At 71.7% G+C, this 24,663-nt stretch carries 23 protein-coding genes; 17 read left to right on the top strand and 6 right to left on the bottom strand.

Annotated elements, in window-relative coordinates; translation table 11 throughout:
- Positions 1 to 112 precede the first annotated feature (112 nt).
- The gene (locus tag ABZ454_RS29250; RefSeq protein WP_359542362.1) at positions 113 to 1,171 is read left to right on the top strand and encodes a hypothetical protein; all 1,059 of its coding nucleotides are present in this window, start codon (positions 113 to 115) and stop codon (positions 1,169 to 1,171) included.
- A 42-nt stretch (positions 1,172 to 1,213) separates the two neighbouring features.
- Here ABZ454_RS29250 and ABZ454_RS29245 read toward each other — a convergent pair whose 3' ends face one another.
- Together ABZ454_RS29245 and ABZ454_RS29240 are read right to left on the bottom strand one after the other, a co-directional pair.
- Complete coding sequence (locus ABZ454_RS29245) at positions 1,214 to 2,356, bottom strand: NADH-quinone oxidoreductase subunit D (RefSeq protein WP_356319423.1); 1,143 nt, start codon at positions 2,354 to 2,356, stop codon at positions 1,214 to 1,216.
- Between the two features lie 61 nt (positions 2,357 to 2,417).
- Positions 2,418 to 3,404, bottom strand: coding sequence for an SAM-dependent methyltransferase (locus tag ABZ454_RS29240; protein WP_359542359.1), 987 nt, complete (start codon positions 3,402 to 3,404; stop codon positions 2,418 to 2,420).
- 96 nt (positions 3,405 to 3,500) lie between these two features.
- Between ABZ454_RS29240 and ABZ454_RS29235 the strand changes: the two genes are divergently transcribed.
- The 3 genes from ABZ454_RS29235 (at position 3,501) to ABZ454_RS29225 (ending at position 6,143) form a co-directional block, all read left to right on the top strand.
- Positions 3,501 to 4,712 (top strand): sensor histidine kinase, encoded by a 1,212-nt coding sequence (locus ABZ454_RS29235; RefSeq protein WP_356319421.1) that lies wholly within the window; start codon positions 3,501 to 3,503, stop codon positions 4,710 to 4,712.
- A gap of 142 nt (positions 4,713 to 4,854) precedes the next feature.
- The gene (locus ABZ454_RS29230; protein ID WP_356319420.1) at positions 4,855 to 5,529 is read left to right on the top strand and encodes a response regulator transcription factor; all 675 of its coding nucleotides are present in this window, start codon (positions 4,855 to 4,857) and stop codon (positions 5,527 to 5,529) included.
- A 5-nt stretch (positions 5,530 to 5,534) separates the two neighbouring features.
- Positions 5,535 to 6,143, top strand: coding sequence for an AAA family ATPase (locus ABZ454_RS29225; protein WP_359542355.1), 609 nt, complete (start codon positions 5,535 to 5,537; stop codon positions 6,141 to 6,143).
- Between the two features lie 26 nt (positions 6,144 to 6,169).
- On the opposite strand, the gene ABZ454_RS29220 is transcribed toward ABZ454_RS29225, so the two are convergent.
- On the bottom strand, positions 6,170 to 7,288 hold the full coding sequence (locus ABZ454_RS29220; RefSeq protein WP_356319417.1) for a DUF5937 family protein: 1,119 nt from the start codon (positions 7,286 to 7,288) through the stop codon (positions 6,170 to 6,172).
- An 86-nt stretch (positions 7,289 to 7,374) separates the two neighbouring features.
- Positions 7,375 to 8,592 (bottom strand): beta-eliminating lyase-related protein, encoded by a 1,218-nt coding sequence (locus tag ABZ454_RS29215; RefSeq protein ID WP_359542353.1) that lies wholly within the window; start codon positions 8,590 to 8,592, stop codon positions 7,375 to 7,377.
- Between the two features lie 187 nt (positions 8,593 to 8,779).
- On the opposite strand from ABZ454_RS29215, the gene ABZ454_RS29210 reads away from it, so the two are divergent.
- The 10 genes from ABZ454_RS29210 to ABZ454_RS29165 all read left to right on the top strand — a co-directional run bounded on the left by ABZ454_RS29210 (position 8,780) and on the right by ABZ454_RS29165 (position 16,953).
- Positions 8,780 to 9,736, top strand: a complete 957-nt coding sequence (locus tag ABZ454_RS29210) for a DUF2520 domain-containing protein (protein ID WP_359542350.1) — start codon at positions 8,780 to 8,782, stop codon at positions 9,734 to 9,736.
- Positions 9,733 to 10,764, top strand: coding sequence for a pantoate--beta-alanine ligase (gene panC, locus ABZ454_RS29205; RefSeq protein WP_359542347.1), 1,032 nt, complete (start codon positions 9,733 to 9,735; stop codon positions 10,762 to 10,764). The genes ABZ454_RS29210 and panC overlap by 4 nt, the downstream gene beginning before the upstream one ends.
- Positions 10,761 to 12,497: an L-aspartate oxidase gene (locus tag ABZ454_RS29200; protein WP_359542344.1), complete on the top strand. Its 1,737-nt coding sequence runs from the start codon at positions 10,761 to 10,763 to the stop codon at positions 12,495 to 12,497. The genes panC and ABZ454_RS29200 overlap by 4 nt, the downstream gene beginning before the upstream one ends.
- A gap of 2 nt (positions 12,498 to 12,499) precedes the next feature.
- The gene (gene nadC / locus ABZ454_RS29195) at positions 12,500 to 13,543 is read left to right on the top strand and encodes a carboxylating nicotinate-nucleotide diphosphorylase (RefSeq protein ID WP_359542340.1); all 1,044 of its coding nucleotides are present in this window, start codon (positions 12,500 to 12,502) and stop codon (positions 13,541 to 13,543) included.
- Positions 13,543 to 14,340: a type III pantothenate kinase gene (locus ABZ454_RS29190; protein WP_219567364.1), complete on the top strand. Its 798-nt coding sequence runs from the start codon at positions 13,543 to 13,545 to the stop codon at positions 14,338 to 14,340. Before nadC ends, ABZ454_RS29190 begins: the two co-directional genes overlap by 1 nt.
- Positions 14,341 to 14,521: 181 nt before the next feature.
- Positions 14,522 to 15,097: a hypothetical protein gene (locus ABZ454_RS29185; RefSeq protein WP_359542488.1), complete on the top strand. Its 576-nt coding sequence runs from the start codon at positions 14,522 to 14,524 to the stop codon at positions 15,095 to 15,097.
- A 42-nt stretch (positions 15,098 to 15,139) separates the two neighbouring features.
- Entirely contained in the window at positions 15,140 to 15,319 is a 180-nt protein-coding gene (locus ABZ454_RS29180; protein ID WP_356319411.1) for a hypothetical protein, read from the top strand.
- Positions 15,320 to 15,432: 113 nt separating this feature from the next.
- The gene (locus tag ABZ454_RS29175) at positions 15,433 to 15,906 is read left to right on the top strand and encodes a BlaI/MecI/CopY family transcriptional regulator (protein WP_359542335.1); all 474 of its coding nucleotides are present in this window, start codon (positions 15,433 to 15,435) and stop codon (positions 15,904 to 15,906) included.
- A gap of 9 nt (positions 15,907 to 15,915) precedes the next feature.
- Positions 15,916 to 16,473, top strand: coding sequence for an amino-acid N-acetyltransferase (locus tag ABZ454_RS29170; RefSeq protein WP_356319409.1), 558 nt, complete (start codon positions 15,916 to 15,918; stop codon positions 16,471 to 16,473).
- Positions 16,474 to 16,617: 144 nt separating this feature from the next.
- The gene (locus ABZ454_RS29165) at positions 16,618 to 16,953 is read left to right on the top strand and encodes an Lsr2 family protein (protein WP_356319408.1); all 336 of its coding nucleotides are present in this window, start codon (positions 16,618 to 16,620) and stop codon (positions 16,951 to 16,953) included.
- On the opposite strand, the gene ABZ454_RS29160 is transcribed toward ABZ454_RS29165, so the two are convergent.
- Positions 16,932 to 17,552, bottom strand: coding sequence for an SCO3374 family protein (locus tag ABZ454_RS29160; protein ID WP_359542330.1), 621 nt, complete (start codon positions 17,550 to 17,552; stop codon positions 16,932 to 16,934). The genes ABZ454_RS29165 and ABZ454_RS29160 overlap by 22 nt on opposite strands.
- 430 nt (positions 17,553 to 17,982) lie before the next feature.
- On the opposite strand from ABZ454_RS29160, the gene ABZ454_RS29155 reads away from it, so the two are divergent.
- The gene (locus ABZ454_RS29155) at positions 17,983 to 20,511 is read left to right on the top strand and encodes an ATP-dependent Clp protease ATP-binding subunit (protein ID WP_356319406.1); all 2,529 of its coding nucleotides are present in this window, start codon (positions 17,983 to 17,985) and stop codon (positions 20,509 to 20,511) included.
- A 1,108-nt stretch (positions 20,512 to 21,619) separates the two neighbouring features.
- Positions 21,620 to 22,345, top strand: a complete 726-nt coding sequence (locus ABZ454_RS29150) for a M23 family metallopeptidase (RefSeq protein ID WP_356325852.1) — start codon at positions 21,620 to 21,622, stop codon at positions 22,343 to 22,345.
- Between the two features lie 23 nt (positions 22,346 to 22,368).
- Here the strand turns inward: ABZ454_RS29150 and ABZ454_RS29145 are convergent, their stop codons facing one another.
- Positions 22,369 to 22,953 (bottom strand): TetR/AcrR family transcriptional regulator, encoded by a 585-nt coding sequence (locus ABZ454_RS29145; RefSeq protein WP_359542326.1) that lies wholly within the window; start codon positions 22,951 to 22,953, stop codon positions 22,369 to 22,371.
- Positions 22,954 to 23,076: 123 nt separating this feature from the next.
- On the opposite strand from ABZ454_RS29145, the gene ABZ454_RS29140 reads away from it, so the two are divergent.
- Positions 23,077 to 24,651, top strand: coding sequence for an MDR family MFS transporter (locus ABZ454_RS29140; RefSeq protein ID WP_359542323.1), 1,575 nt, complete (start codon positions 23,077 to 23,079; stop codon positions 24,649 to 24,651).
- Positions 24,652 to 24,663: the final 12 nt, after the last annotated feature.

Genomic DNA, 24,663 nt, shown 5'->3' with positions numbered 1-24,663 from the left:
ACTCCCTCCGGCAGGAGCGGAGTGAGCGGTTCGGGGGCCGTCAGGTAACTGGCGGGAAACAGATTGCCGGGCGGCCCCCCAAGCGGACCGTACGCACGGTAAATTTCACGCCATGCCACGTGGACGCCATCGCCATTCGCCACCTCTGCACAGAATCCTTCCGCCTTCGGCCGTCGCCGGAGCCGCGGCCCTCTGTGCCGCGGGAGCCTGGCTGCTCGCCGAGCCGCTGGTCCTGCGCGGACTGGTCGCCGCCGCGGCCGCCGCCGCCGTCACCGGCGCGTATCTGATGCGCAGCTGGGACCGGGAGGCGGGCCGTCGCGTCGCGGAGCTGACGCGCGCCCGCGCCGGTGACGAGTGGCGAGCCGAGGAACGCCTGGCGGAACTGGAAGCCGATCTGGACGAGTCGCGCGAGCTGCGCGCCCGCCTGGAGACGAAGCTGCGCCGCAAGCGCGTGGAGCTCGCCGGACTGCGGGGCGAGCACGCCGCGCTGCTGCGGCGGTACGCCAACGCCGAGACCGAGCGCGCCAGTGTGCTGGAGAGCCGTCGGCAGCTCGCGCTGGAGGCGTCCGCGCCGCCCCGCGAACTGCCCGCCGCGCGCAGCACCCCCACGCCGTCCGCGTATCTGCGCGCCGCCCAGGCCCTCGACGACCTCACGCGCAACGGCGCGCTCCAGGAGGCGCGGCGTACCGCCGAGCAGGCCAGGAAGCGCGATCTCGCGGAGCGGGCCGGGGAGGCGGAGGAGCCGCGGGGGAAGCACGCGGCAGCCGCCCCGTCCGCCACCGGGCGGACGGCCCCCGGCCGGCCGGCCGGCGAGCAGGCGGCCACCGAGCAGCACCGCCGCCCGCAGGCCGCGCTGCCCGCGACCCGGCCGTCCCAGGCCCTGCCCGCCCCTCGCCCGGTGCCGGCCGCCAGCGCGGTCGTTCCGTACGCGGCGTCGCGCCGTCATCTGGTGCCGCAGGGCAGCTTCGACTTCTTCGGCACGCAGAAGGCGGACGCCGCGATCGAGTCCGTGCAGAACGAGGACCTCGCCGATGTGGTGGGCGAGGAGGCGCTGGCCGCGCACCGCACCGGCACGGCCGAGAACCGGGCCGTCGGCAAGGTCATCGATCTGACCGCGCACGACGAGACCGAGCAGCTGGACGTGGTGCAGCTGCGCAGCGCGATCTCGTAGGACGCCGACGCGTGAGCGCCGCCCCGGGGCCCGGGGCGGCGGCTACTTGTCGATGTCGCCGACGACGAAGAACAGCGAACCGAGAATGGCCACCATGTCGGCGACGAGCGTGCCCGGCAGCAGTTCGGTGAGCGCCTGGATGTTGTTGAACGAGGCGGAGCGCAGCTTCAGCCGGTACGGGGTCTTCTCCCCCTTGGACACCAGGTAGTAGCCGTTGACGCCGAGCGGGTTCTCCGTCCAGGCGTAGGTGTGGCCCTCGGGGGCCTTCAGCACCTTGGGCAGCCGCTGGTTGATCGGACCCGGCGCCAGGCCGGCCATCCGGTCCAGGCAGGCGTCCGCCAGGTCCAGCGCGTTGTGCGTCTGCTCCAGCAGGCACTCGAACCGGGCCAGGCAGTCGCCCTCGGTACGGGTGACGACCTTCAGGGTGTCCTGGAGCTCGCCGTACGCGAGGTACGGCTCGTCGCGCCGCAGGTCGAAGTCGACGCCCGAGGCGCGGGCGATCGGCCCGGACACCCCGTACGCGTGCACGGCCCCGGCCGACAGCACACCCACTCCCCGGGTACGGCCCCGGAAGATCTCGTTGCCGAGCACCAGCTCGTCGTAGACGTCCATCCGGGAACGGACCGAGGCGACGGCGTCCCTGGCGCGGCCGAGCCAGCCCGCCGGGAGGTCCTCCTTGAGGCCGCCGACCCGGTTGAACATGTAGTGCATCCGGCCGCCGGAGACCTCCTCCATCACCGCCTGGAGCTCCTCGCGCTCCCGGAACGCGTAGAACACCGGGGTGATGCCGCCGAGTTCCAGCGGATACGAGCCGAGGAACATCAGGTGGTTGAGGACGCGGTTCAGCTCGGCCAGCAGGGTCCGGGTCCAGACCGCGCGCTCCGGCACCTCCATGCCGAGCATCCGCTCGACGGCCATCACGACGCCCAGCTCGTTGGAGAACGCCGACAGCCAGTCGTGGCGGTTGGCGAGCATCACGATCTGCCGGTAGTCGCGGGCCTCGAAGAGCTTCTCCGCGCCGCGGTGCATGTAGCCGATGACCGGCTCGGCGTGCTGGATGCGTTCGCCGTCCAGGACGATGCGCAGACGGAGCACGCCGTGGGTGGAGGGGTGCTGGGGGCCGATGTTGAGCACCATGTCGGTGCTCTCCGCCGCGCCGCCGATGCCGACTGTCGTCTCCGTCATGCGGGACAGTATTCCCTGCGGGGAGCGGGGCGGTGGGGCCGGGATTCACGCGGGCCGGAAATCAGGTCCCGGCCGGGGCGGGGACGCGTTGTGTCAGCCAGCCGAAGTCGCCCAGGCCGCCCCGGGCCGTGAGCTCCGCCGCCTGGCCCGCGGACGCCAGGGCGCGCACGTATCCGGCCGGGTCGCCCGACGCCAGGGACAGCGGCGGGCGTTCCCCACTGACGCCCAGCTGCCGCAGGGCCTCGCGCTGGGTGCGGATCTCCGCGCCCGGCCCGCCCGCCGCCGCGCACGCGTCCAGCGCCACGTGCGAGGTGAGGTCGCAGCTGCCGTCCGGCACCGGTCGCACCTCACGCCCCGCCCGGAATCCGGTCAGCGTGCCGAACGGCGGCCGCTCCTCCCGTACGTGGCAGTAGTCCACCGCTACCGCGAGTCCGCCGGACAGGGAGGCCACCGCGTCGGCCCATGCCGCGTCGCGCGGGCGGCCGATCTCGGCCCTGCTGCCGGGGCCCGCCGACGGCCACCAGCGGTGCAGCCAGTGCGCGTCCGCCCCGCTCACCGGTTCGCCCAGCCGCTCCGCGCCGTCCTCGGTCCGCACCAGGACGTACCGCCGGACGCCGTCCGGATCCGTCTCGGCGACCGGAACCGGCACGTTGTCCAGCCACTCGTTGGCGAACAGCAGCCCGCGCGCGCCCCGCGGCGGCTCGGCGCACCACCGCACCCGTCGGTCCAGGCCGGGCGGGCGGGCGGCGAGCTCCACGGCGTACGCCCGGACCGTGAGGTCCTTCCCGCCCTCGGCCGGCAGCGCGGCGAGCACCCCCGTCAACAGCTCTCCGCGCCCCGCCCCCAGATCCACCAGGTCCACGCATGACGTCCCCAGTTCCGCGGCCGTCCTGACCAGCAGCCGGGCGACGGCCGCGGCGAACAGCGGGGAGGCGTGCACGGAGGTGCGGAAATGCCCCGCGGGCCCTTCGGGGCTCCGGTAGAACCCCCCGTCTCCGTACAAAGCGGCTTCGGCCGCTTCCTGCCACCCACGCCACTCATCCGTCACGTTCCCCAGTCTCCACCTTGGGGAGTACGGTCTCCGGACGTGGATCGGCCCTTCGGCTGACCCACGCACCCCTCGGCCTTCCCTACGCTGGGTTACGTGCAGCGCCTCTACGACTTCATCCGCAGACACCCGACGGGCGTCGACAGCTTCTGGGCTGTCTTCCTCCTCGGGATCTCCGGCATGACGATCGTGGTCAACGGGGACGGGCACGGCGGCCGCGGGGAACGCATCGCCGTCGTGCCGATCGTGATCGGCCTCTGCGCCGTGGTCGCGCTGCGCCGTCGCGCACCCGAGAAGATGCTGCTGCTCGCCATCGCGACGGGCGTGGTCCAGCTGGCCTTCGGGGTCGAACCGACCGTCGCGAACTTCGCCATGCTGGTGATCACCTTCACCGTGGCCACCGTCGGCGAACGCTGGGCGTCCCGGCTCGCCCTGGCCTGCAGTCTTTGCGCGGCGGGTCTCTCCCAGCTTCGCTGGCCGGAGCAGGAGGGTGCGCCGCGCGGCTGGGTGGAGTCGGCGTTCGTCGTCGTCGTGATGACGGTGCCGTTCGTCCTGGCGTGGGTGCTCGGCGACTCGATGCGGACCCGGCGGGCCTACTTCGACCAGCTGGAGGAGCGGGCCGCCCGGCTGGAACGGGAGCGCGAGGCGCAGTCGAAGGTCGCGGTGGCCGCCGAGCGCGCCCGTATCGCCCGTGAGCTCCACGACGTCGTCGCGCACAACGTCTCCGTGATGGTGGTGCAGGCCGACGGCGCCGCCTATGTCATGGATGCGGCACCCGACCAGGCCCGGCAGGCACTGGAGACCATCTCCGGCACCGGCCGGCAGGCGCTCGCCGAGATGCGGCGGCTGCTGGGTGTGCTGCGCACGGGGGACAGCCCGGAGACGGGGGAGTACGTCCCCCAGCCCGACGTCGATCAGATCGAGGACCTGGTCGACCAGGTCAGAGCGGCCGGTCTGGCCGTCGACTTCAAGATCGAGGGCACCCCGCGCCCGCTGCCCAGCGGGGTGGAGCTGACGGCGTACCGCATCGTGCAGGAGGCCCTGACCAACACCCGCAAGCACGGCGGTCCGGACGCCGGGGCCAGCGTGCGGCTGGTCTACTTCGACGACGGTCTCGGCCTGCTGGTGGAGGACGACGGCCGGGGTGCGGCGCACGAGCTGTACGAGGACGGCGGCGCCGACGGCGCGGGGCACGGCATGATCGGTATGCGGGAACGGGTCGGCATGGTCGGCGGCACGCTCGACGCGGGACCGCGTCCCGGCGGCGGATTCCGGATCAGCGCCCTGCTGCCGCTCAAGGCCGCCTAGGGGCGCCGGAGACCTGCCCGCGGCGTCGCGGTGTCCGGTACGCGCTCAGCCCGCCGGTCGCCCCGTGGCCCCCTTCGTCCCCCGCCCCGCCTGACCGATTCCGACCGCCCGCCCGCAGTACGAAACAGGAGACAGGGACCCCATGGCGATCCGCGTGATGCTCGTCGACGACCAGGCGCTGTTGCGCACCGGCTTCCGGATGGTGCTCGCCGCGCAGCCGGACATGGAGGTCGTCGCCGAGGCCGGCGACGGCGCGGAGGCGATCGAGAACCTCCGCTCCACCGCCGTCGACGTGGTGCTGATGGACGTGCGCATGCCCCGGCTGGACGGTGTCGAGGCCACCCGCCGCATCTGCGCGGAGCCCGGAGCGCCCAAGGTGCTCATCCTGACGACGTTCGACCTCGACGAGTACGCCTTCTCGGGGCTGAAGGCGGGGGCCAGCGGCTTCATGCTCAAGGACGTGCCGCCGGGCGAACTGCTCGCCGCGATCCGTTCCGTGCACAGCGGCGACGCCGTCGTCGCGCCCTCCACCACCCGCCGGCTGCTCGACCGCTTCTCGCCGATGCTGCCCAGCGGCACGGCCGAACCGCAGCACAAGGACGTCGCCAAGCTCACCGAACGCGAACGCGAGGTGATGCTGCTGGTCGCCCAGGGCCTGTCGAACGGGGAGATCGCGGGGCGGCTGGTGCTCTCCGAGGCGACGGTGAAGACGCACGTCGGCCGCATCCTGACCAAGCTGGGCCTGCGCGACCGGGTGCAGGTCGTCGTCCTCGCCTACGAGACCGGGCTGGTGCGCGCGGGCGGCGGGGCGGTCTGAGCCCCGTGAGCGAGCTGGTGTGGATCAACGGCCCGTTCGGCGGCGGCAAGACGCAGACGGCCTACGAGCTGGAGCGGCGGCTGCCCGGCAGTGTGGTCTGCGATCCGGAACACGTCGGCTTCGGGCTGCACCGGATGCTGCCGCCCGCGCTGCGCGGGGACTTCCAGGACCTGCCGGCCTGGCGGCAGGGCGTGCGCGAGATGCTCTCCCTCGCCCTGGGCGGGCACCCCGGCACGGTCATCGCCCCGATGACCCTGGTCGACCCCGGCTACTTCGCGGAGATCATCGGCCGGCTGCGCGCGGAGGGGCACACGGTGCACCACTTCGCCCTGCTCGCCGAGCGTGCGACGGTGCTGAGGCGGCTGCGTGAACGCGGGCTGGGGCGCGGGCTCAAGCGCGAGAGCTTCGCCGTCGCGAAACTGGACCACTGCCTGGAGCGCCTCGCGGCCCCGGAGTTCGCCGAGCACATCCGTACCGACCGGCTGACGGTCCCGCAGGTCGCCGACCGGATCGCCGCGTCGGCGGGCCTCGCCCTGCTGCCGGACACCGACAGCGCGCTGCGGCACCGGGTGCGGCGGGCCTGGACCGGCATCCGGCACATCCGGTTCGACTGAGCCCGCGGCCGGCGCCGCCCCCGCGCTCAGCGCAGGATCCCCTCCAGGAAGTCGCTGCCGAGCCGTGCCACCACGGTGAGGTCCAGCTGGTGCAGGACATACCGGCCGCGCCGCCGCGTCGTGACGAGGCCCGCCTTCTTCAGCACCGCGAGATGCCGGGAGACCTCGGGGGACGTGATCCCGTTCGTCTCGGCGAGCTCCCCGGTGGTGTACGGCGAGCGGGCGATGCTGCGGCACAGCCGCATCCGCATCGGATGCGCGAGCGCCTCCATCCGCAGCTGGAGCAGTTCGACGGAGGCGGGGGAGGGGAGCTCGGGCCGGTGCACGGGGTAGTGGATCACCGGCCGCCAGCCCGGGGCGTGCAGCACCATCAGGTGCGGCCAGCCGAAGCTGGTCGGGATGAGCGTGAGGCCGGCGCCGACGGCCGGGTCGGTGGCGTCGGTCGAGCCGTCGGAGAGTTTGTCGACGCTGATCCGCTTCCCGTCCTCGTCGACCGAGAGCGCGGAGGAGACCGCCCTGATCGCCTCGTCGAGCCCGTTGCGGCGCAGCAGATCCGTCTTGTGCCGCGCGTCGGCCACCAGCTGGACCCGCACCCGCTGCCAGGTGTCCGCGAAGAACGCCTGGTCGCAGTCCTCGAACAGGCGCCGGATCCAGCGCCGTACGGGGGCGGGGTCGGCCAGCAGCCGCCGGGTGAACTCCACCTGCTGCGGGCCGCGCGCCGCCGCCACGTCCAGGGCCCGGGCGCGCATCCGGGCATCGCGGAGCGGGGAGGCCGCGCCGGTCCCGTAGAGGTGGGCGCAGGTGAACTCCAGGGCGGCGGCGACGAACCTCTCGTCGTCCAGCCGGTCCAGGATGTCGAGGTCCTCGGCGAGGTCGGAGCCCGTCCTGCCGTTGCCGCCGAGGACCCCGGCGAACGGCATGAAGATGTCCGAGAACGTGTTCCGCCACAGGAAGTCGGCCTCGTGGAGCCGGTCGGCCAGGTCCGGCTCCAGCGCCGTGGTGGTGGCGGTCGCCCAGCCGTGCAGCCCCGGGTGGTGCCCGGGTTCCGCGAGCGCGTGCAGGGCGACCCCCAGCTCGACGAGGGGGGAGGTCTCGAAGACGATGCGGTCGGGGTCGAGGCCCGCGATGTCGATGGTTACGCTCACCCGTCCATGGTGCGGGGTCGCGGCGACGGCCCGGATCCGGATTGACGGCTGGCGTCAATCGGCGGTCCCGGGCGCGGACGAGCGCCTCACGCCTGCGCGACCACCCGCTTCAGGAACTCCTCCAGTGCCGCGCGGACGTCCTCCGCCGTCCACTCCAGCCCCGCCTCCGACACCGTGACCTCGGTGAACGACACCCCGGGCGGGCCCGCCGCGGCCGGGTGCCACCTGCGGAACAGGGCCACGCCCGTCTCCTCCGCCAGCCGCACCGAGGCCTCCGACAGGACGTCCGGCGGATACGGCAGCCACACCTGGAACTGGTGCGTGTGCGGCGGTGCCGGATGCACCCGGAACCACCCGGCGCCGGCCTGGGTGAACCCCTCGTCCAGCGCCGCGGCCACCACCTTCGCGTGCGCCACGTACGACGGGAGCTTCGGCAGCTCCCGGTCCAGGCCGATCAGGGCGGCGAGCGCCGCGGGGAACTGCTGGAAGAGCTGACCCCCGTACCGGTGCCGCCAGGTGCGGGCCTCCTCGATCAGCGAGGCGGAACCGGCGAGCGCCGCCCCCGAGATCCCGCCGAGCGTCTTGTAGAACGACACGTACACACTGTCCGCGAGCGCCGCGATCTCCGGCAGTTCACGCCCGAAGCGGGAGGCGCACTCCCACAGCCGCGCGCCGTCGAAGTGCACCACCGCGTCGCGTTCGCGGGCCGCCGCCACGACGGCCTCCAGCTCCTCCCACGTGGGCAGGACGAAGCCCGCGTCGCGCAGCGGCAGCTCCAGCATCAGGGTGCCGAACGGCTCCGCGAAGTCGCGGACCTCGTCCGCGGTGGGCAGCCGCGGCTCGGTCGTCGGGTGGACCGTGCGCAGCCCGCTGACCGCCGGCAGGGCGCCGCGCTCGTGCACCTCGGGGTGGGCGAGCGGATGCATGGCCACCGTCGCGTTGCCGGTGCGCCCGGCCCAGCAGCGCAGGGCGACCTGCTGTGCCATCGTCCCGGTCGGGAAGAACGCGGCGGCCTCCGTGCCCAGCAGTCCGGCGATCCGCTGCTCCAGCTCGGCGACGACACCGTCGCCGTAGATGTCCGCGGGCCGGTCCAGGTCGGTGACCGTGGCCGCGCCCGCGGTCAGCGACGCCAGTTGCTCGCCGAGGGAACGGTCCACCGGCATCCGGGACAGGATCCGCTCGGCCCGCCGCCACGCGGTGATGCGGCGCAGCCGCTGCGCGTCGGCCTCCTCGTCGCCCTGTCCACGGGGGACCGCCGGCCCGTCCGTCACCTCGTCGTGCACCTGCTCGTTCGTGTTTCCCATGGGACGATCATCCGGCAGAACGGGAACCCGTGCCCACACGTTTGTATAGCCCCCGGCCCGCCCGTGCCGCCGCGCCCGGAGGTTTCCACAGCCTGTGGACAGCCGGGGGGCCGGGCGGCCCGCTGGCGTAGCATGCAGAGGAATCGTCCGGTACCCCCCGCGGACTGGAACGGAAGGCCACCGTCGCGTGAATGCAGCAGTCCCCAAGGAGCCCCTCGACGCGAGGGACCGCCCCGCCCGGCTCACCGTCGGCGTCGTGGGCGCGGGCCGCGTCGGCCCCGCCCTCGCCGCGTCCCTGGCACTCGCCGGGCACCGCCCGGTCGCCGTGTCCGGCGTCTCCGACGCCTCCGTGCGCCGCGCCGCCGCGCTGCTCCCCGACATCCCCCTGGTACCGCCCGCCGAGGTCCTCGCGCGCGCCGAGCTGGTCCTGCTGACGGTCCCCGACGACGCCCTGCCGGGGCTCGTCGAGGGTCTCGCCGAGACCGGTGCGGTCCGCCCCGGTCAGCTGATCGTCCACACCTCCGGGCGGTACGGGACGAAGGTGCTGGATCCCGCGCTGCGGGCCGGCGCCCTGCCCCTGGCCCTGCACCCGGCGATGACGTTCACCGGCACGTCCGTGGACGTCCAGAGGCTGGCCGGCTGCTCGTTCGGCGTCACCGCCCCGGAGCAGCTGCGGCTCGCCGCCGAGGCACTGGTCATCGAGATGGGCGGCGAACCCGAGTGGATCGCCGAGGAGTCCCGGCCGCTCTACCACGCGGCGCTCGCCCTCGGCGCGAACCACCTGGTCACCCTGGTCGCCCAGTCGATGGAGCTGCTGCGCACGGCAGGGGTCACCGCCCCCGACCGGATGCTCGGCCCGCTGCTCGGCGCCGCCCTGGACAACGCCCTGCGCTCCGGTGACGCCGCCCTGACCGGCCCGGTCGCCCGGGGCGACGCGGGCACGGTCGCCGCGCACATCGGCGAGCTGCGCGCCCATGCCCCGCGGACGGTGGCCGGTTACGTCGCGATGGCCCGCGCCACCGCCGACCGCGCGCTCGCCCACGGCATGCTCAAGCCCGAGCTCGCCGAGGACCTGCTGGACGTCCTGGCCGACGGGTCGGGCGCCCCCGGCAGCGCCGGCCGTGGACCGGAGGAGTCCCGATGACCGCATCCGCCGCCACCCTGCTCCGCACCGCCGCGGAGCTCTCGGCGTACGCCACGGACCCGGACGCCTCCGCCGCCCTCGGGGCCGAGCGTGCCGTCGTCATGACGATGGGCGCCCTGCACGAGGGCCACGCCTCCCTGATACAGACCGCTCGCGCGGTTGTCGGAGCGGCCGGGCAGGTCGTCGTCACCGTCTTCGTCAACCCGCTCCAGTTCGGCGAGGCCGCCGACCTCGACCGCTACCCGCGCACCCTGGACGCGGACCTCGCCGTGGCCGGCGCGGCCGGCGCCGACGTGGTGTTCGCGCCGTCCGTCGACGAGGTCTACCCCGGCGGCGAACCGCAGGTCCGGATCTCCGCCGGACCGATGGGCGAGCGTCTCGAAGGCGCCTCGCGCCCCGGGCACTTCGACGGCATGCTCACCGTCGTCGCCAAGCTGCTCCACCTGACCCGCCCCGATGTCGCGTTCTACGGGCAGAAGGACGCCCAGCAGCTGGCGCTCATCCGCCGCATGGTGCGCGATCTGAACTTCCCCGTGGAGATCGTGGGGGTGGAGACGGCCCGGGAGCCCGACGGCCTCGCGCTCTCCAGCCGCAACCGCTTCCTCGACCCGCACGAGCGCCGCACCGCGCTCGCCCTGTCCCGGGCCCTGTTCGCGGCCCGTGACCGGCTCGCCGCCCAGCAGGCGCTGCACGCCCGCGCGCTGACCGCGAACGCGACGGAGGACCGGGCCGCCGGACTCACCCGGCTCGGCGAGGCCAGGCTGGCGGCCGACGCCCAGGCGGTCGCCCGCGCCCGGCCGGACGGCGGCCCCGCCGCCGTGCGCGCCGCGGCGCGCGCCGTCCTGGACGACGCGGCGGCCGAACAGCCCCCGCTCGCCCTCGACTACCTCGCGCTCGTGGACCCGGCGGACTTCACCGAGATCCCCGACGACCGCACCGCGGGCGACGCGATCCTCGCCGTCGCCGCCCGGGTGGGCGCCACCCGCCTCATCGACAACATCCCGCTGACCTTCGGAGCCACGACGTGACCGGAATACGGCTGACCGCCCCCGCCCCCGGCTGGTCCATCGACGCCGACGTCGTGGTCGTCGGCTCCGGCGTGGCCGGACTCACCGCCGCACTGCGGTGCGCCGCCGCGGGCCTCGCCACCGTCGTCGTCACCAAGGCCCGGCTCGACGACGGCTCCACCCGCTGGGCGCAGGGCGGCATCGCGGCCGCACTCGGCGAGGGCGACACCCCCGAGCAGCACCTGGACGACACCCTGGTCGCCGGCGCCGGCCTCTGCGACGAGGCCGCGGTCCGCACCCTCGTCACCGAGGGCCCCGACGCCGTGCGCCGGCTGATAGGCACCGGCGCCCTCTTCGACACCGCGGACGACGGCACCATCGCGCTGACCCGTGAGGGCGGTCACCACCGCCGCCGCATCGCCCACGCGGGCGGCGACGCGACCGGCGCGGAGATCTCCCGGGCCCTGGTCGAAGCGGTCCGTGAGGCCGCCCTGCACACCGTCGAGAACGCCCTCGTGCTCGACCTGCTCACCGACGCCGAAGGCCGTACCGCGGGCGTCACCCTGCACGTCATGGGCGAGGGCCAGCACGACGGCGTCGGCGCGGTCAACGCCCCCGCGGTCATCCTGGCCACCGGCGGCATGGGCCAGGTCTTCTCCGCCACCACCAACCCGCCGGTCGCCACCGGCGACGGCGTGGCACTCGCGCTGCGGGCCGGCGCGGAGGTCTCGGACCTCGAATTCGTCCAGTTCCACCCCACGGTCCTCTTCCTGGGCTCCGACTCGGAGGGGCAGCAGCCGCTCGTGTCGGAAGCGGTACGGGGCGAGGGCGCCCATCTCGTCGACGCGTCCGGTACGCGCTTCATGCTGGGGCAGCACGAGCTGGCGGAGCTGGCCCCGCGCGACATCGTCGCCAAGGCCATCACCCGCCAGATGCAGCTGCACGGCACCGACCACATGTACCTCGACGCCCGCCACTTCGGCGCCGAGATGTGGGAGCAGCGCTTCCCCACCGTCCTGGCGGCCTGCCGCGCCCACGGCATCGACCCGGTCACCGAGCCGATCCCGATCGCCCCGGCGGCCCACCACGCCTCCGGCGGCATCCGCACCGACCTGCGGGGACGTACGACCGTCCCCGGTCTGTACGCCTGCGGCGAGGTCGCCTGCACCGGGGTGCACGGGGCGAACCGGCTGGCGTCCAACTCGCTCCTCGAAGGCCTCGTCTTCGCCGAGCGCATCGCGGCCGACATCGTCGCCGACCTGCCCCGCGCTGGCGCCGGCACCGTCGCCGCCCGCCCCGCCCCCTCCCCGCTGCTGCCCCCCGAGACCCGGGGCACGATCCAGCGGATCATGACCCGCGGCGCCGGCGTCCTGCGGTCCGCCGACAGCCTCGCCCGGGCCGCCGACGAGCTGGAGGACCTGCACCGCAGCGCGTTCCTGAAGGCCGGGGCCGCCGAGCCGAAGGACGCCGTCCCCGGGGTGGAGGCCTGGGAGGCCACCAACCTGCTCCTGGTCTCCCGGGTCCTGGTCGCAGCCGCCCGCAGCCGCGAGGAGACCCGCGGCTGCCACTGGCGCGAGGACCGGCCCGAGCGCGACGACGAGAACTGGCGCCGCCACCTCGTCGTCCGGCTCACCCCCGACCGGCAGCTCGTCCTCCGTCGGACGGATACCGAGGCGTTCGGGCCCGTACAGCCGTCCGGGGCAGCAGACTGCGCAGCAACAGGCACCACCCACCCCACTCCTGAGGAGCCGTAACCGTGAGCACGCCCGAAGAGAATCCGCGCCCCACACCCGTGGACGTCCCGCTGATCCAGATCGGCGCGCCCGCACCTGCCGCGGGCGGCTGCGGAGACGGCTGCGGCTGCGGCGGGGAGGACGGCTACGACCTGGACGCCCTGGAATGCGGCCTGGACCCCGCGCTCGCCCAGCTCCTGGCCGACGCCGGCCTGGACCCGGTCACCGTCGAGGACGTGGCGCACGTCGCCATCGAGGAGGACCTGGACGGCGGGGTGGACGTGACGACCGTCGCCACCGTCGCCGAGGACGCCGTGGCCACCGGCGACTTCACCGCCCGCGAGGCGGGTGTCGTGGCCGGTCTGCGCGTCGCCGAGGCCGTGCTCTCCATCGTCTGCACCGACGAGTTCGAGGTCGAGCGGCACGTCGAGGACGGCGACCGTGTCGTCCCCGGCCAGAAGCTGCTGACCGTCACCACCCGCACCCGGGACCTGCTCACCGGCGAGCGCAGCGCGCTCAACCTGCTGTGCAGGCTCTCCGGCATCGCCACCGCCACCCGTGCCTGGGCCGACGTGCTCGAGGGCACGAAGGCCGAGGTCCGCGACACCCGCAAGACGACTCCGGGGCTGCGTGCCCTGGAGAAGTACGCGGTGCGCTGCGGCGGCGGCGTCAACCACCGCATGTCGCTGTCCGACGCCGCCCTGGTCAAGGACAACCACGTGATCGCGGCGGGCGGGGTCGCCGAGGCGTTCAAGCGGGTCAGGGCGCAGTTCCCGGACGTGCCGATCGAGGTCGAGGTCGACACGATGCAGCAGGTCACCGAGGTCCTGGACGCCGGTGCCGACCTGATCCTGCTGGACAACTTCACCCCGGCGCAGACGGCCGAGGCCGTCCGGCTGGTCGGCGGCCGCGCCGTCCTGGAGTCCTCGGGCCGGCTGTCCCTCGACTCGGCCCGCGCCTACGCGGAGGCCGGCGTGGACTACCTGGCCGTCGGGGCACTGACCCACTCCTCGCCGATCCTCGACATCGGCCTGGACTTCCGTGACACCGACGAGGCCGGCGTCTGATGCTGCTCACCATCGACGTCGGCAACACCCACACGGTCCTCGGGCTGTTCGACGGTGAGGAGATCGTCGAGCACTGGCGCATCTCCACCGACTCCCGCCGCACCGCGGACGAGCTCGCGGTGCTGCTCCAGGGCCTGATGGGCATGCACCCGCTGCTGGGCATGGAGCTCGGCGACGGCATCGAGGGCATCGCGATCTGCTCCACCGTCCCGGCCGTCCTGCACGAGCTGCGCGAGGTGACCCGCCGCTACTACGGCGACGTCCCGGCCGTCCTCGTCGAGCCGGGCATCAAGACCGGTGTGCCGATCCTGATGGACAACCCGAAGGAGGTCGGCGCGGACCGCATCATCAACGCGGTCGCCGCCGTCGACCTGTACGGCGGTCCGGCGATCGTCGTCGACTTCGGCACGGCCACCACCTTCGACGCGGTCTCCGCCCGAGGCGAGTACACCGGCGGGGTCATCGCGCCCGGCATCGAGATCTCGGTCGAGGCGCTCGGCGTCAAGGGCGCGCAACTGCGCAAGATCGAGCTGGCCCGGCCGCGCAGCGTGATCGGGAAGAACACCGTCGAGGCCATGCAGGCGGGCATCATCTACGGCTTCGCCGGCCAGGTCGACGGTGTCGTGGGACGCATGAAGAAGGAGCTGGCCGCCGACCCCGACGACGTCACCGTCATCGCGACGGGCGGCCTTGCTCCCATGGTGTTGGGCGAGTCCTCCGTCATCGACGAGCACGAGCCCTGGCTCACGCTCATCGGGCTGCGCCTGGTCTACGAACGCAACGTGGCGCGTCTCTGACCGGTGCCCGCGACATCCCGTCCGGCCTCCGGGTTCGTGCCGGGGAGGCGGCCCTGACCGGCGCGTTTTCGGCGCGGCGACTCCCCGGAGCCGCCGCGCCGCCGACGGCCAGTTAAACGGATTTTGTCCATTTAGAACGTATTGTCGCGGTATGCCCACGCCCTACGGATCACGCGGCGGTATGGCGTTCAGCGCGGACGAGCTGCGAGTGCTCCGACGTGCCCTCGCCATCGCCCTCCACCCCGCGCCCCTGCCCGACGAGGACGTCCAGGACTGCCTGCGGCTGGCAGGCACCCTCGACGAGGCGGTCGGCGAGGCCGGAAGGCTGCGCGCCTTCCTCCTCGCCGACCTCGCCCGCTACCGCAATGCCCTCCCCGGCTCCCTCAGCGGATACCTGGAACGCCTCCAGGACGCCCTGGCCGCCGGGTACGACCCCCGCCCCGAGGATCTCGCCGCTCTGCGCGCCCTGCGCGGCGGTCCGGTCGCCGCGGCGCTCCTGGAGCGCTGTCAGGTGCTCGCGGAACGTTCGGTGCGGGCCCGCCTCGCCGGACGCGCGGTGTCCGCGTCGGCGCCCGCGCCCCGCAGCCGCCTCCTCGCGCTGCCCGGCGGCCGCGCCGCGGAGCCGGACAAGCCGAAGGCCCCGGCGGCCCCGGCCCGTCCCGCCACGCCGTCCGAACGCCCGGCGCCGAAGCCCTCGGAGGTCTTCCCGCCCCGCCGCCGCCCGGCCCCGCCCCCGCAGCAGCGCGCCGCGGGGTAGGGCGCGTCACCCGGCGCGGACGGGCTCGCTACTCTGGACGCCATGGACTACGTATCCGCGCTCGTGCCCCCCGTGGTGATGGCCGCCTTCTTCATCGGCCTGGTCGTGACGATCGTCAAGAGCCAGGGCGGGCCGAACAAGGCCAAGGAGGACGCCGCCGTGGACGCCGCGCTCAGCCGCGCGGAATCGGCCCAGCGCACTCCGCGCACCGACGGGGTCTGACCTCCCGGTCCCGCGCACCACACGTACGAAGGGCGTACGGCTCCCGAGAGCCGTGCGCCCTTTTGCTGTGTAAATAAGCGGTCATTCCAGACATCTGGCACTAAGGTGACGCTGTGCCCCGCCAATTGGGAGAGCTGGAAGACGCCGTGATGACGCGGATCTGGCAATGGAACCGACCGGTCACCGTACGGGAAGTCCTCGAGGACCTTCAGCGGGAGCGGTCCATCGCCTACACCACTGTCATGACGGTTATGGACAATCTCCATCAGAAGGGCTGGGTCCGCCGGGAAGTGGACGGCCGCGCATATCGATATACGGCGGTCTCCACCCGTGCCGCGTACTCGGCCGCACTGATGAACGAAGCCTGGTCACGGAGTGACAACCCCGCCGCGGCGCTGGTCGCGTTCTTCGGCATGATGTCCGCCGAGCAGCGCGAAGCCCTCCGGGACGCCATGCGGATCGTTCTGCCCACACTTCCCGGGGATGTCGTGCGGCCGGACGCCGAAGCGGCCGGTGAAGGCGCCGCGGAGGGATCCGGTGAAGGCGCCGAAGCAGCCGATGACGCGGAGCCGGAGTCCGGGCGATAGCGTCTGGGTATGTCCTCAGAGCTTCCGCATACCGATTTCCAGACCGATCCGTCGGTTATAAACGTGGCCATCACCGTCCGCCGTGCGAGGACGAGCGATGTGGCCTCCGTCCGGCGTCTCCTCGACGGCTACGTGCGAGAAGGCATCCTGCTCGACAAAGCGACGGTCACGCTTTACGAGGACATCCAGGAGTTCTGGATCGCCGAACGTGACGAGGACGCCCAGGTCATCGGCTGCGGCGCACTGCATGTGATGTGGGAAGACCTGGCCGAAGTCCGTACTCTCGCGGTCGATCACAGCATCAAGGGCGCCGGAGTCGGGCATCAAGTACTGGACAAGTTGTTGCAGACCGCCCGCTGGCTGGGTGTGCGACGGGTTTTCTGTCTCACCTTCGAAGTCGACTTCTTCGCGAAGCACGGCTTCGTGGAGATCGGGGAGACGCCCGTCGACGGAGATGTCTACAGCGAGCTGCTGCGTTCCTATGACGAGGGAGTCGCGGAGTTCCTCGGTCTCGAACGCGTGAAGCCGAACACCTTGGGCAACAGCCGGATGCTTCTGCACCTGTGACCGTCGGACGAAGCCCGATCCCTATGTCCGAATCGCGCACGTTTCCCGTCCTCTTGCGCTCCTGAACCTCTCCCGGGGGTTTGTGTTTTCCGGGGAAAAGCGGTTTCCTTTCCGCGTACTCCATTTTCGATGAAAGGAAATCCGGTGGCACAGAAGGTTCAGGTCCTTCTTGTTGACGACCTCGACGGCGGCGAGGCGGACGAGACCGTGACGTTCGCTCTCGATGGCAAGACGTACGAGATTGACCTCACCACGAGCAACGCGGACAAGCTGCGGACTCTTCTGGAGCCCTACGCGAAGAGCGGCCGGCGTACCGGTGGCCGTGCGGCGTCCGGTCGCGGCAAGGGCCGTGCCGTTCCCGGTGGCAACAAGGACACTGCCGAGATCCGCAAGTGGGCGCGCGAGAACGGCCACAACGTGAATGACCGCGGCCGCGTTCCCGCGGAGATCCGTGAGGCTTACGAGAAGGCCAACGGCTGAGCGGCCGTTTCTTCGGGGGGCATCCCCGTCCGGGCACGCGTCAGGCGGGCCCGGTGGCATTCCGTCGCCACGGCGTCCACGAGCCGGATGAGATCGGGAGCATCCCCACCCCTGCTCCCGAAGCCGGAGAGGGCCGGGAACACCGGTTCCCCCTCCTGCTCGTGCGGTGGACAGGGGGGCCGCAGCCATACGGCGGCCCCCGGCGGACCAGGCCGGCCCGGCGGCGGCGGTGCGGTGATCCGCCCGCCCGCGCCGAGAGCGGTCAGCGCGAGGGCGATCCCGCCCCACTCCAGCCAGTCGAGCAGCCCGGGCAGCTCGTCGGCGCTTCCGGGCGCCACCAGCAGGCTCATCCGCCGGCCCGCGAGCGCCACGGGGCCGGTCCTGCCCACCCGTCCCAGCGCGGCGTGACCGGCGGCGGCGGGGACGACGAGCGCGTCGAACCGCAGCCCGGTCAGCAGCCGCACCGGCGCACTGCCGGCCGTCGCCCAGCCGAGCTCCTGCTCGTACCACTGGGCACACGCGCCCCGTGACGCGTCATCGGCACCACCGTCCCGCTCGGCGAGGACCGCGGTGCGGGGAGGCGGGACGGTGAGGGTCATGACGGAAGAACTCCCGATCCCCCCGCCGGGTTACGCGGAGTCCTTGATCGAACGCATAGGGTGTCCGGGTTGGGGGCGTACGGGCGCATCCGGGAGTACGAAGATGTTCGCCCGTAGCGGAGGGAACCCGCGTACGCCGCATGGACTGTCTGTAATTGCGGGTAAGACATCCCTAGTGGGAGGGGCGACACGCAAGCCACCGGACGTCTCACGTTCGCCATCGGCGTACTGGCGATAGGGGTATCTGTCTGGCCTGCGGGAACATCGTCTCGCACCATCGGGTTGGAGCAGTTGTCGGCGTTCGGGGCAGGAGGCCATCGACGGGTGTCGGCAGTTGAAATGAGCGGTCCCCGCTTGCGGGACTAAGCTGCGGAAGGACAGGGAGGGGACCGACCCCTTACTGCCTGACCGCTCTGAGGAGCGATTAACGATGTTCGAGAGGTTCACCGACCGCGCGCGGCGGGTTGTCGTCCTGGCTCAGGAAGAAGCCCGGATGCTCAACCACAACTACATCGGCACCGAGCACATCCTCCTGGGCCTGATCCACGAGGGTGAGGGTGTCGCCGCTAAGGCCCTGGAGAGCCTCGGGATTTCGCTCGAGGCGGTCCGCCAGCAGGTGGAGGAGATCATCGGTCAGGGCCAGCAGGCCCCGTCCGGCCACATCCCCTTCACACCCCGAGCCAAGAAGGTCCTGGAGCTGTCGCTCCGCGAGGCCCTTCAGCTCGGCCACAACTACATCGGCACGGAGCACATCCTGCTCGGCCTGATCCGCGAGGGCGAGGGCGTCGCAGCCCAGGTCCTCGTGAAGCTGGGCGCCGACCTGAACCGGGTGCGCCAGCAGGTCATCCAGCTGCTGTCCGGTTACTCCGGCGGCAAGGAGGCGGCCACAGCGGGCGGTCCCGCGGAGGGCACGCCCTCCACGTCCCTGGTGCTCGACCAGTTCGGCCGCAACCTCACCCAGGCCGCTCGTGAATCCAAGCTCGACCCGGTCATCGGGCGCGAGAAGGAGATCGAGCGGGTCATGCAGGTGCTGTCCCGCCGTACGAAGAACAACCCGGTCCTCATCGGCGAGCCCGGCGTCGGCAAGACGGCGGTCGTCGAGGGCCTGGCGCAGGCCATCGTCAAGGGCGAGGTGCCCGAGACCCTCAAGGACAAGCACCTCTACACCCTCGACCTCGGTGCGCTGGTCGCCGGTTCCCGCTACCGCGGTGACTTCGAGGAGCGCCTGAAGAAGGTGCTCAAGGAGATCCGCACCCGCGGCGACATCATCCTGTTCATCGACGAGCTCCACACCCTGGTGGGTGCGGGCGCCGCCGAGGGCGCGATCGACGCGGCCAGCATCCTCAAGCCCATGCTGGCGCGAGGCGAGCTGCAGACCATCGGTGCCACCACGCTCGACGAGTACCGCAAGCACCTGGAGAAGGACGCCGCTCTCGAGCGACGCTTCCAGCCCATCCAGGTCGCGGAGCCGTCGCTGCCGCACACCATCGAGATCCTCAAGGGTCTGCGCGACCGCTACGAGGCCCACCACCGCGTGTCCATCACGGACGAGGCGCTGGTCCAGGCCGCGACGCTGGCCGACCGCTACATCTCGGACCGCTTCCTTCCGGACAAGGCGATCGACCTGATCGACGAGGCCGGATCCCGGATGCGCATCCGCCGGATGACCGCGCCGCCGGACCTCCGCGAGTTCGACGAGAAGATCGCGGGCGTGCGTCGCGACAAGGAGTCGGCCATCGACTCCCAGGACTTCGAGAAGGCGGCGTCTCTCCGTGACAAGGAGAAGCAGCTGCTGGCGGCGAAGACCAAGCGCGAGAAGGAGTGGAAGGCCGGCGACATGGACGTCGTGGCCGAGGTCGACGGCGAGCTCATCGCCGAGGTCCTCGCCACCGCCACCGGCATCCCGGTCTTCAAGCTGACGGAGGAGGAGTCCTCCCGTCTGCTGCGCATGGAGGACGAGCTCCACAAGCGCGTCATCGGGCAGAAGGACGCCATCAAGGCCCTCTCGCAGGCGATCCGCCGTACGCGAGCCGGTCTGAAGGACCCGAAGCGCCCCGGCGGCTCGTTCATCTTCGCCGGTCCGTCCGGTGTCGGTAAGACCGAGCTGTCCAAGACGCTCGCCGAGTTCCTCTTCGGCGACGAGGACGCGCTGATCTCCCTCGACATGTCGGAGTTCAGCGAGAAGCACACGGTCTCGCGGCTCTTCGGCTCGCCCCCCGGCTACGTGGGATACGAGGAGGGCGGCCAGCTCACCGAGAAGGTGCGCCGCAAGCCGTTCTCCGTCGTCCTCTTCGACGAGGTCGAGAAGGCCCACCCCGACATCTTCAACTCCCTGCTCCAGATCCTGGAGGACGGTCGCCTGACCGACTCCCAGGGCCGGGTCGTGGACTTCAAGAACACGGTCATCATCATGACGACCAACCTCGGGACCCGGGACATCTCCAAGGGCTTCAACCTGGGCTTCGCCGCCCAGGGCGACGTGAAGACGAACTACGAGCGGATGAAGGTCAAGGTCAACGAAGAGCTCAAGCAGCACTTCCGGCCCGAGTTCCTCAACCGTGTCGACGACACGGTCGTCTTCCACCAGCTCACCGAGGAAGACATCATCCAGATCGTCGACCTCATGCTCGCCAAGGTGGACGAGCGCCTGAAGGACCGCGACATGGGCATCGAGCTGAGCCCGGCCGCCAAGTCCCTTCTGGCGAAGAAGGGCTACGACCCCGTGATGGGCGCCCGGCCGCTGCGCCGGACGATCCAGCGCGAGATCGAGGACATCCTCTCCGAGAAGATCCTCTTCGGAGAGCTGCGCCCCGGTCACATCGTGGTCGTCGGCACCGAGGGCGAGGGTGAGGAGCAGAAGTTCACCTTCCGCGGCGAGGAGAAGTCGGCTCTGCCCGACGTCCCCCCGATCGAGCAGGCGGCAGGCGGCGCCGGCCCGAACATGACGAAGGAAGCGTGAGCGGCGCCTAGCGCCCGAGCGTACAAAGGGGCGGCCCCGGACCGGTTCACACCGGTTCGGGGCCGCCTTTTTGCTGTCGCTCGGTCCGGGGGGCGGGGCGTGGTGCGCGGGGCCCTCGGCCGGGCGGGCGGTGAGGTTGCCCCGGTCCTGGGTGCGGGGTTCCGTCCTCAATCGCCGGACGGGCTGGATTGGTGCGGGTCCCCTGCGGGGCGCTTCTGCCCGGTGGGTGGGGGTGGGGGCCCTCCGGGCAGACTCCTCAAAAATGGCGTGTGCACCCGACGACGCACGGGGACCCGGGTCGTACGCCATTTTCTGCGGGGACTGCCCTGCACGCCCCCACCCGGCATCAGTCGCGTCTGCACGCCTGCCCCGATGACCGTCGCAGACGCGAGACGGCTGGGTTGGGGGGCGTGCAGGGGAGTCCCCGCAGGACGACGAACAGATACCCGGGTCCGCTGCGTACCCGCGGAACGTTCGTCGTTTGAGGAGACGCCCCGGAGGGACCCCGGACCCCCACCCGGCGGGGATGGGCGCACGCCGCGGGGCAAGCCGCACCACATCAAGCCCGTCCGGCGATTGAGGACGGAACCCTCGACCCCGGACCGGGGCGAGCAACAGGGGGCCCGCGCCCCGGACCACCGCACCCCACGGAGCAACCCGCGCCCGGGAGGGCGGGGCGCCCGCCGCGCAGCTGCCGCCCCCGTGCCGAAGGTCCCGAAACGGACAGCCCTAGGTCCCACCGCCGGTGACAAGGCGCACAGGCGTTTTGGGGCCTACTAGGCACATTAGGAGAAATCGCCCCACCCGTGGCCGGGACCTTCGGCCCGGTGTCCGGCAGGTCCCTCCCGTGTGTGGGGTGAAGTGACTGGATCGTGGGCCTGTGTCCGGTATGGGCAGGGGAGAGCTGCGGCTAAACCTGTTCCGGGACGGAGACTTCCGGCGACTTCCGCGGGGGTGGGGCGAGGCCCGGCGCGGTGAATTCCCGGACCTCTTGCTACGGCTTTTCTTCGTAGATGGGGGGTTTGAGTGGATGTGGGGGTGCGGGTTACCAAGGTATGGCCAGCCCGGCGCAGCGCCGGGTCCAGTCATCTCCGGAGGTTTTCCGCTTATGTCGAAGCGCGTTACGTTCCAGTCCCGCCGCCCGTCCGCGTCCCGTGTCCGTGGCGCCGTGGTGGCCGCCGGCCTGGGGACGTCGATGGTTCTCGGTGCGGGTGCTGCGTTCGCGGCCGGCACGGCGGGGACCACCGGCACCGCGAGCCTGGCGAGTGCGACCACCGCCCACTCGGTCGCCCAGCAGGCGCTCGCGCAGGGCAAGGCGGCCGAGCACGCCGCGGCCAAGAAGGCCGAGGCCGCCAAGGAGAAGGCCGCCGCCGCGAAGAAGAAGGCGGCCGCGAAGAAGAAGGCCGCCGCGAAGCTTCCCTGGGAGACCCCGGTCCACCACTACGAGCTGAGCGCGAGCTTCGGCAACGACGGCAGCCGCTGGGCGCACAAGCACTCCGGCCAGGACTTCGCCGTGCCGATCGGCACCAAGGTCGAGGCCGCGCACACCGGCACGATCGTGAAGGCCGGTCCGAACGGCGGCGGCGACGGCCCCGCGTACGGCAACGCCATCGTGATCAAGCACGCCAACGGTGTCTACTCGCAGTACGCGCACCTCTCGCAGATCGACGTGCACATCGGCCAGCACGTGAAGAAGGGCCAGAAGATCGCCCTGTCCGGCAACACCGGCAACTCCAGCGGCCCGCACCTGCACTTCGAGATCCGGACCACCGCGAACTACGGTTCGGCGGTCAACCCGGTCAACTACCTGCACAAGGAGGGCGTCACGGTCTGATCCGACTGTGACACCACCGACCGTCAGCGGTCGGACCCCGGGTCATGGGCCCGGGTGACCAGTTCGACGGCGACTTCGAGGACGGCCTTGCGCTTCTCCTCGGGGTCGCCGTCGACGTCTTTCAGCGCGAACATGCCGGCGTGCATCGTGAAGAGCGCGCTGAAGCACCGCACCTGGTCGGTGATCGGCGCGTCGGCATCGGTGATCAGGTCGACGAGCGCCAGGACCCGGTTCTTGATCGTCATGCCGATGCTCAGCTCGCGCACGGTCGCCTGGTTCTCCTGCATGAAGCGGAAGAGCGGGGCGGCGCCGTCCAGGGCCTCGCTGTAACGGCTGAGGATCTCCTTCTTCGTCTCCAGCGTGCGTGGCTGCGCGGCGCCCCAGGCGATCAGGTCCTCGATGGGCCGGTTGAGGTCCTCGAAGATGCCGACCAGGATGTCTTCCTTGGTCTTGAAGTGGTAGTAGAGAGCGGCCTTCGTGACATCGAGCTGCTCGGCGATCTCGCGCAGCGAGGTCTTCTCGTAACCCTGCTCGGCGAACAGTTCCAGGGCGACGTCCTGAATGCGCTGACGGGTGTTGCCCCGGCGCGGCTGCGGCGTGCTGCCCATGGTGCTCTCCCAAAAACTTACTTGACGCCCGGCTAGTTACGGGTCTACCTTCCCCGAGTGTAGTCAACTAGCCGGGCGGCAAGTAAGGACCCGGTGTACAGGGGATCAGGGGAGTTGGGGAACATGGCGGACCTGGTGAAGGCGGCGGACGGGGAGGCGGAAGCCCCCGTCCGACAGGCGGGGAAACGCGAGCCGCAGCAGCGCAGCGTCCGGGTGGTGGTGCTCGCCCTGATGATCGCCATGCTGCTGGCGATGCTGGACAACCTGATCGTCGGCACCGCGATGCCGACCATCGTCGGTGACCTCGGCGGGCTGGAACACCTGTCCTGGGTCGTCACCGCGTACACGCTGGCCACCGCGGCCTCCACCCCCATCTGGGGCAAGCTCGGCGACATGTACGGGCGCAAGGGCATCTTCCTCACGTCCATCGTGATCTTCCTGATCGGCTCGGTCCTCAGCGGCATGTCCCAGGACATGGGTCAGCTGATCGGCTTCCGGGCCGTCCAGGGCCTGGGCGCCGGCGGTCTGATGGTCGGCGTCATGGCGATCATCGGCGACCTCGTGCCGCCCCGCGAGCGCGGCAAGTACCAGGGCATGATGGCCGGCGTGATGGCGATCGCGATGATCGGCGGACCGCTGGTCGGCGGCACCATCACCGACCACCTCGGCTGGCGCTGGAGCTTCTACATCAACCTGCCGCTGGGCGCCGTCGCCCTCGGCATGATCACGGCCGTACTGCACCTGCCCAAGCGCGAGCGCACCAAGGCGAAGGTCGACTACCTCGGCGCCGGACTGCTGACCGTCGGCATCACCGCGATCGTGCTGGTGACCACCTGGGGCGGTTCGGAGTACGACTGGAACTCCGCCGTCATCATGGAGCTCATCGCGATCGGCGTCGCCGCGCTGGCCGGCTTCGTCTTCGTCGAGACCAAGGCCGCCGAACCGATCATCCCGCTGCACATCTTCCGCAACGCCAACTTCACCCTGATGTCCGTGGTCGGCTTCATGGCGGGCTTCGTGATGTTCGGCGCGGTGCTCTTCCTGCCGCTGTTCCAGCAGTCCGTCCAGGGCGCGTCCGCGACCAACTCCGGTCTGCTGCTCCTGCCGATGCTGCTCGCGATGATGGTCGTCTCGCTCGTCGCCGGGCGCGTGACCACCAGCAGCGGCCGCTACAAGATCTTCCCGATCATGGGCTCGATCCTGATGGTGACCGGCCTCTTCCTGCTCTCGCAGATGGACACCGGCACCACCCGGTTCACCTCCGGCGTCTACATGGCCGTGCTCGGCGCGGGCATGGGTTTCCTGATGCAGATCACCATGCTCGTGGCCCAGAACAGCGTCGAGCTGAAGGACATGGGCGTCGCCTCGTCCGCCACCACCCTGTTCCGTACGCTCGGCAGCTCCTTCGGCGTCGCCATCATGGGCGCGCTGTTCACCGGCCGGGTGCAGGACGAGATGACCGCCCGCGGAGGCGGGGGAGCCACCGCGGGCTCCGCCCAGCTGGACGCGGCGAGCCTGGCCAAGCTGCCGGTGCCGGTGCGCGAGGCGTACGAGTACGCGGTGGCGTCCGGCACGCACATCGCCTTCCTGGTGGGCGCCTCGGTCGGGCTCATCGCCCTGGTGGCGGCACTGTTCGTCAAGGAGGTGCCGCTGCGGGGCGCCGGACCGGAGCCGGCTCCGATGGCCGAGGCCGTCTAGTCCCTGACCGGC

The organism is Streptomyces sp. NPDC005803, from assembly GCF_040630435.1.
Lineage (GTDB): Bacteria > Actinomycetota > Actinomycetes > Streptomycetales > Streptomycetaceae > Streptomyces.
Note: the sequence above shows the minus strand (reverse complement) of the source record. Positions and strands in the feature narration are given on the sequence as shown.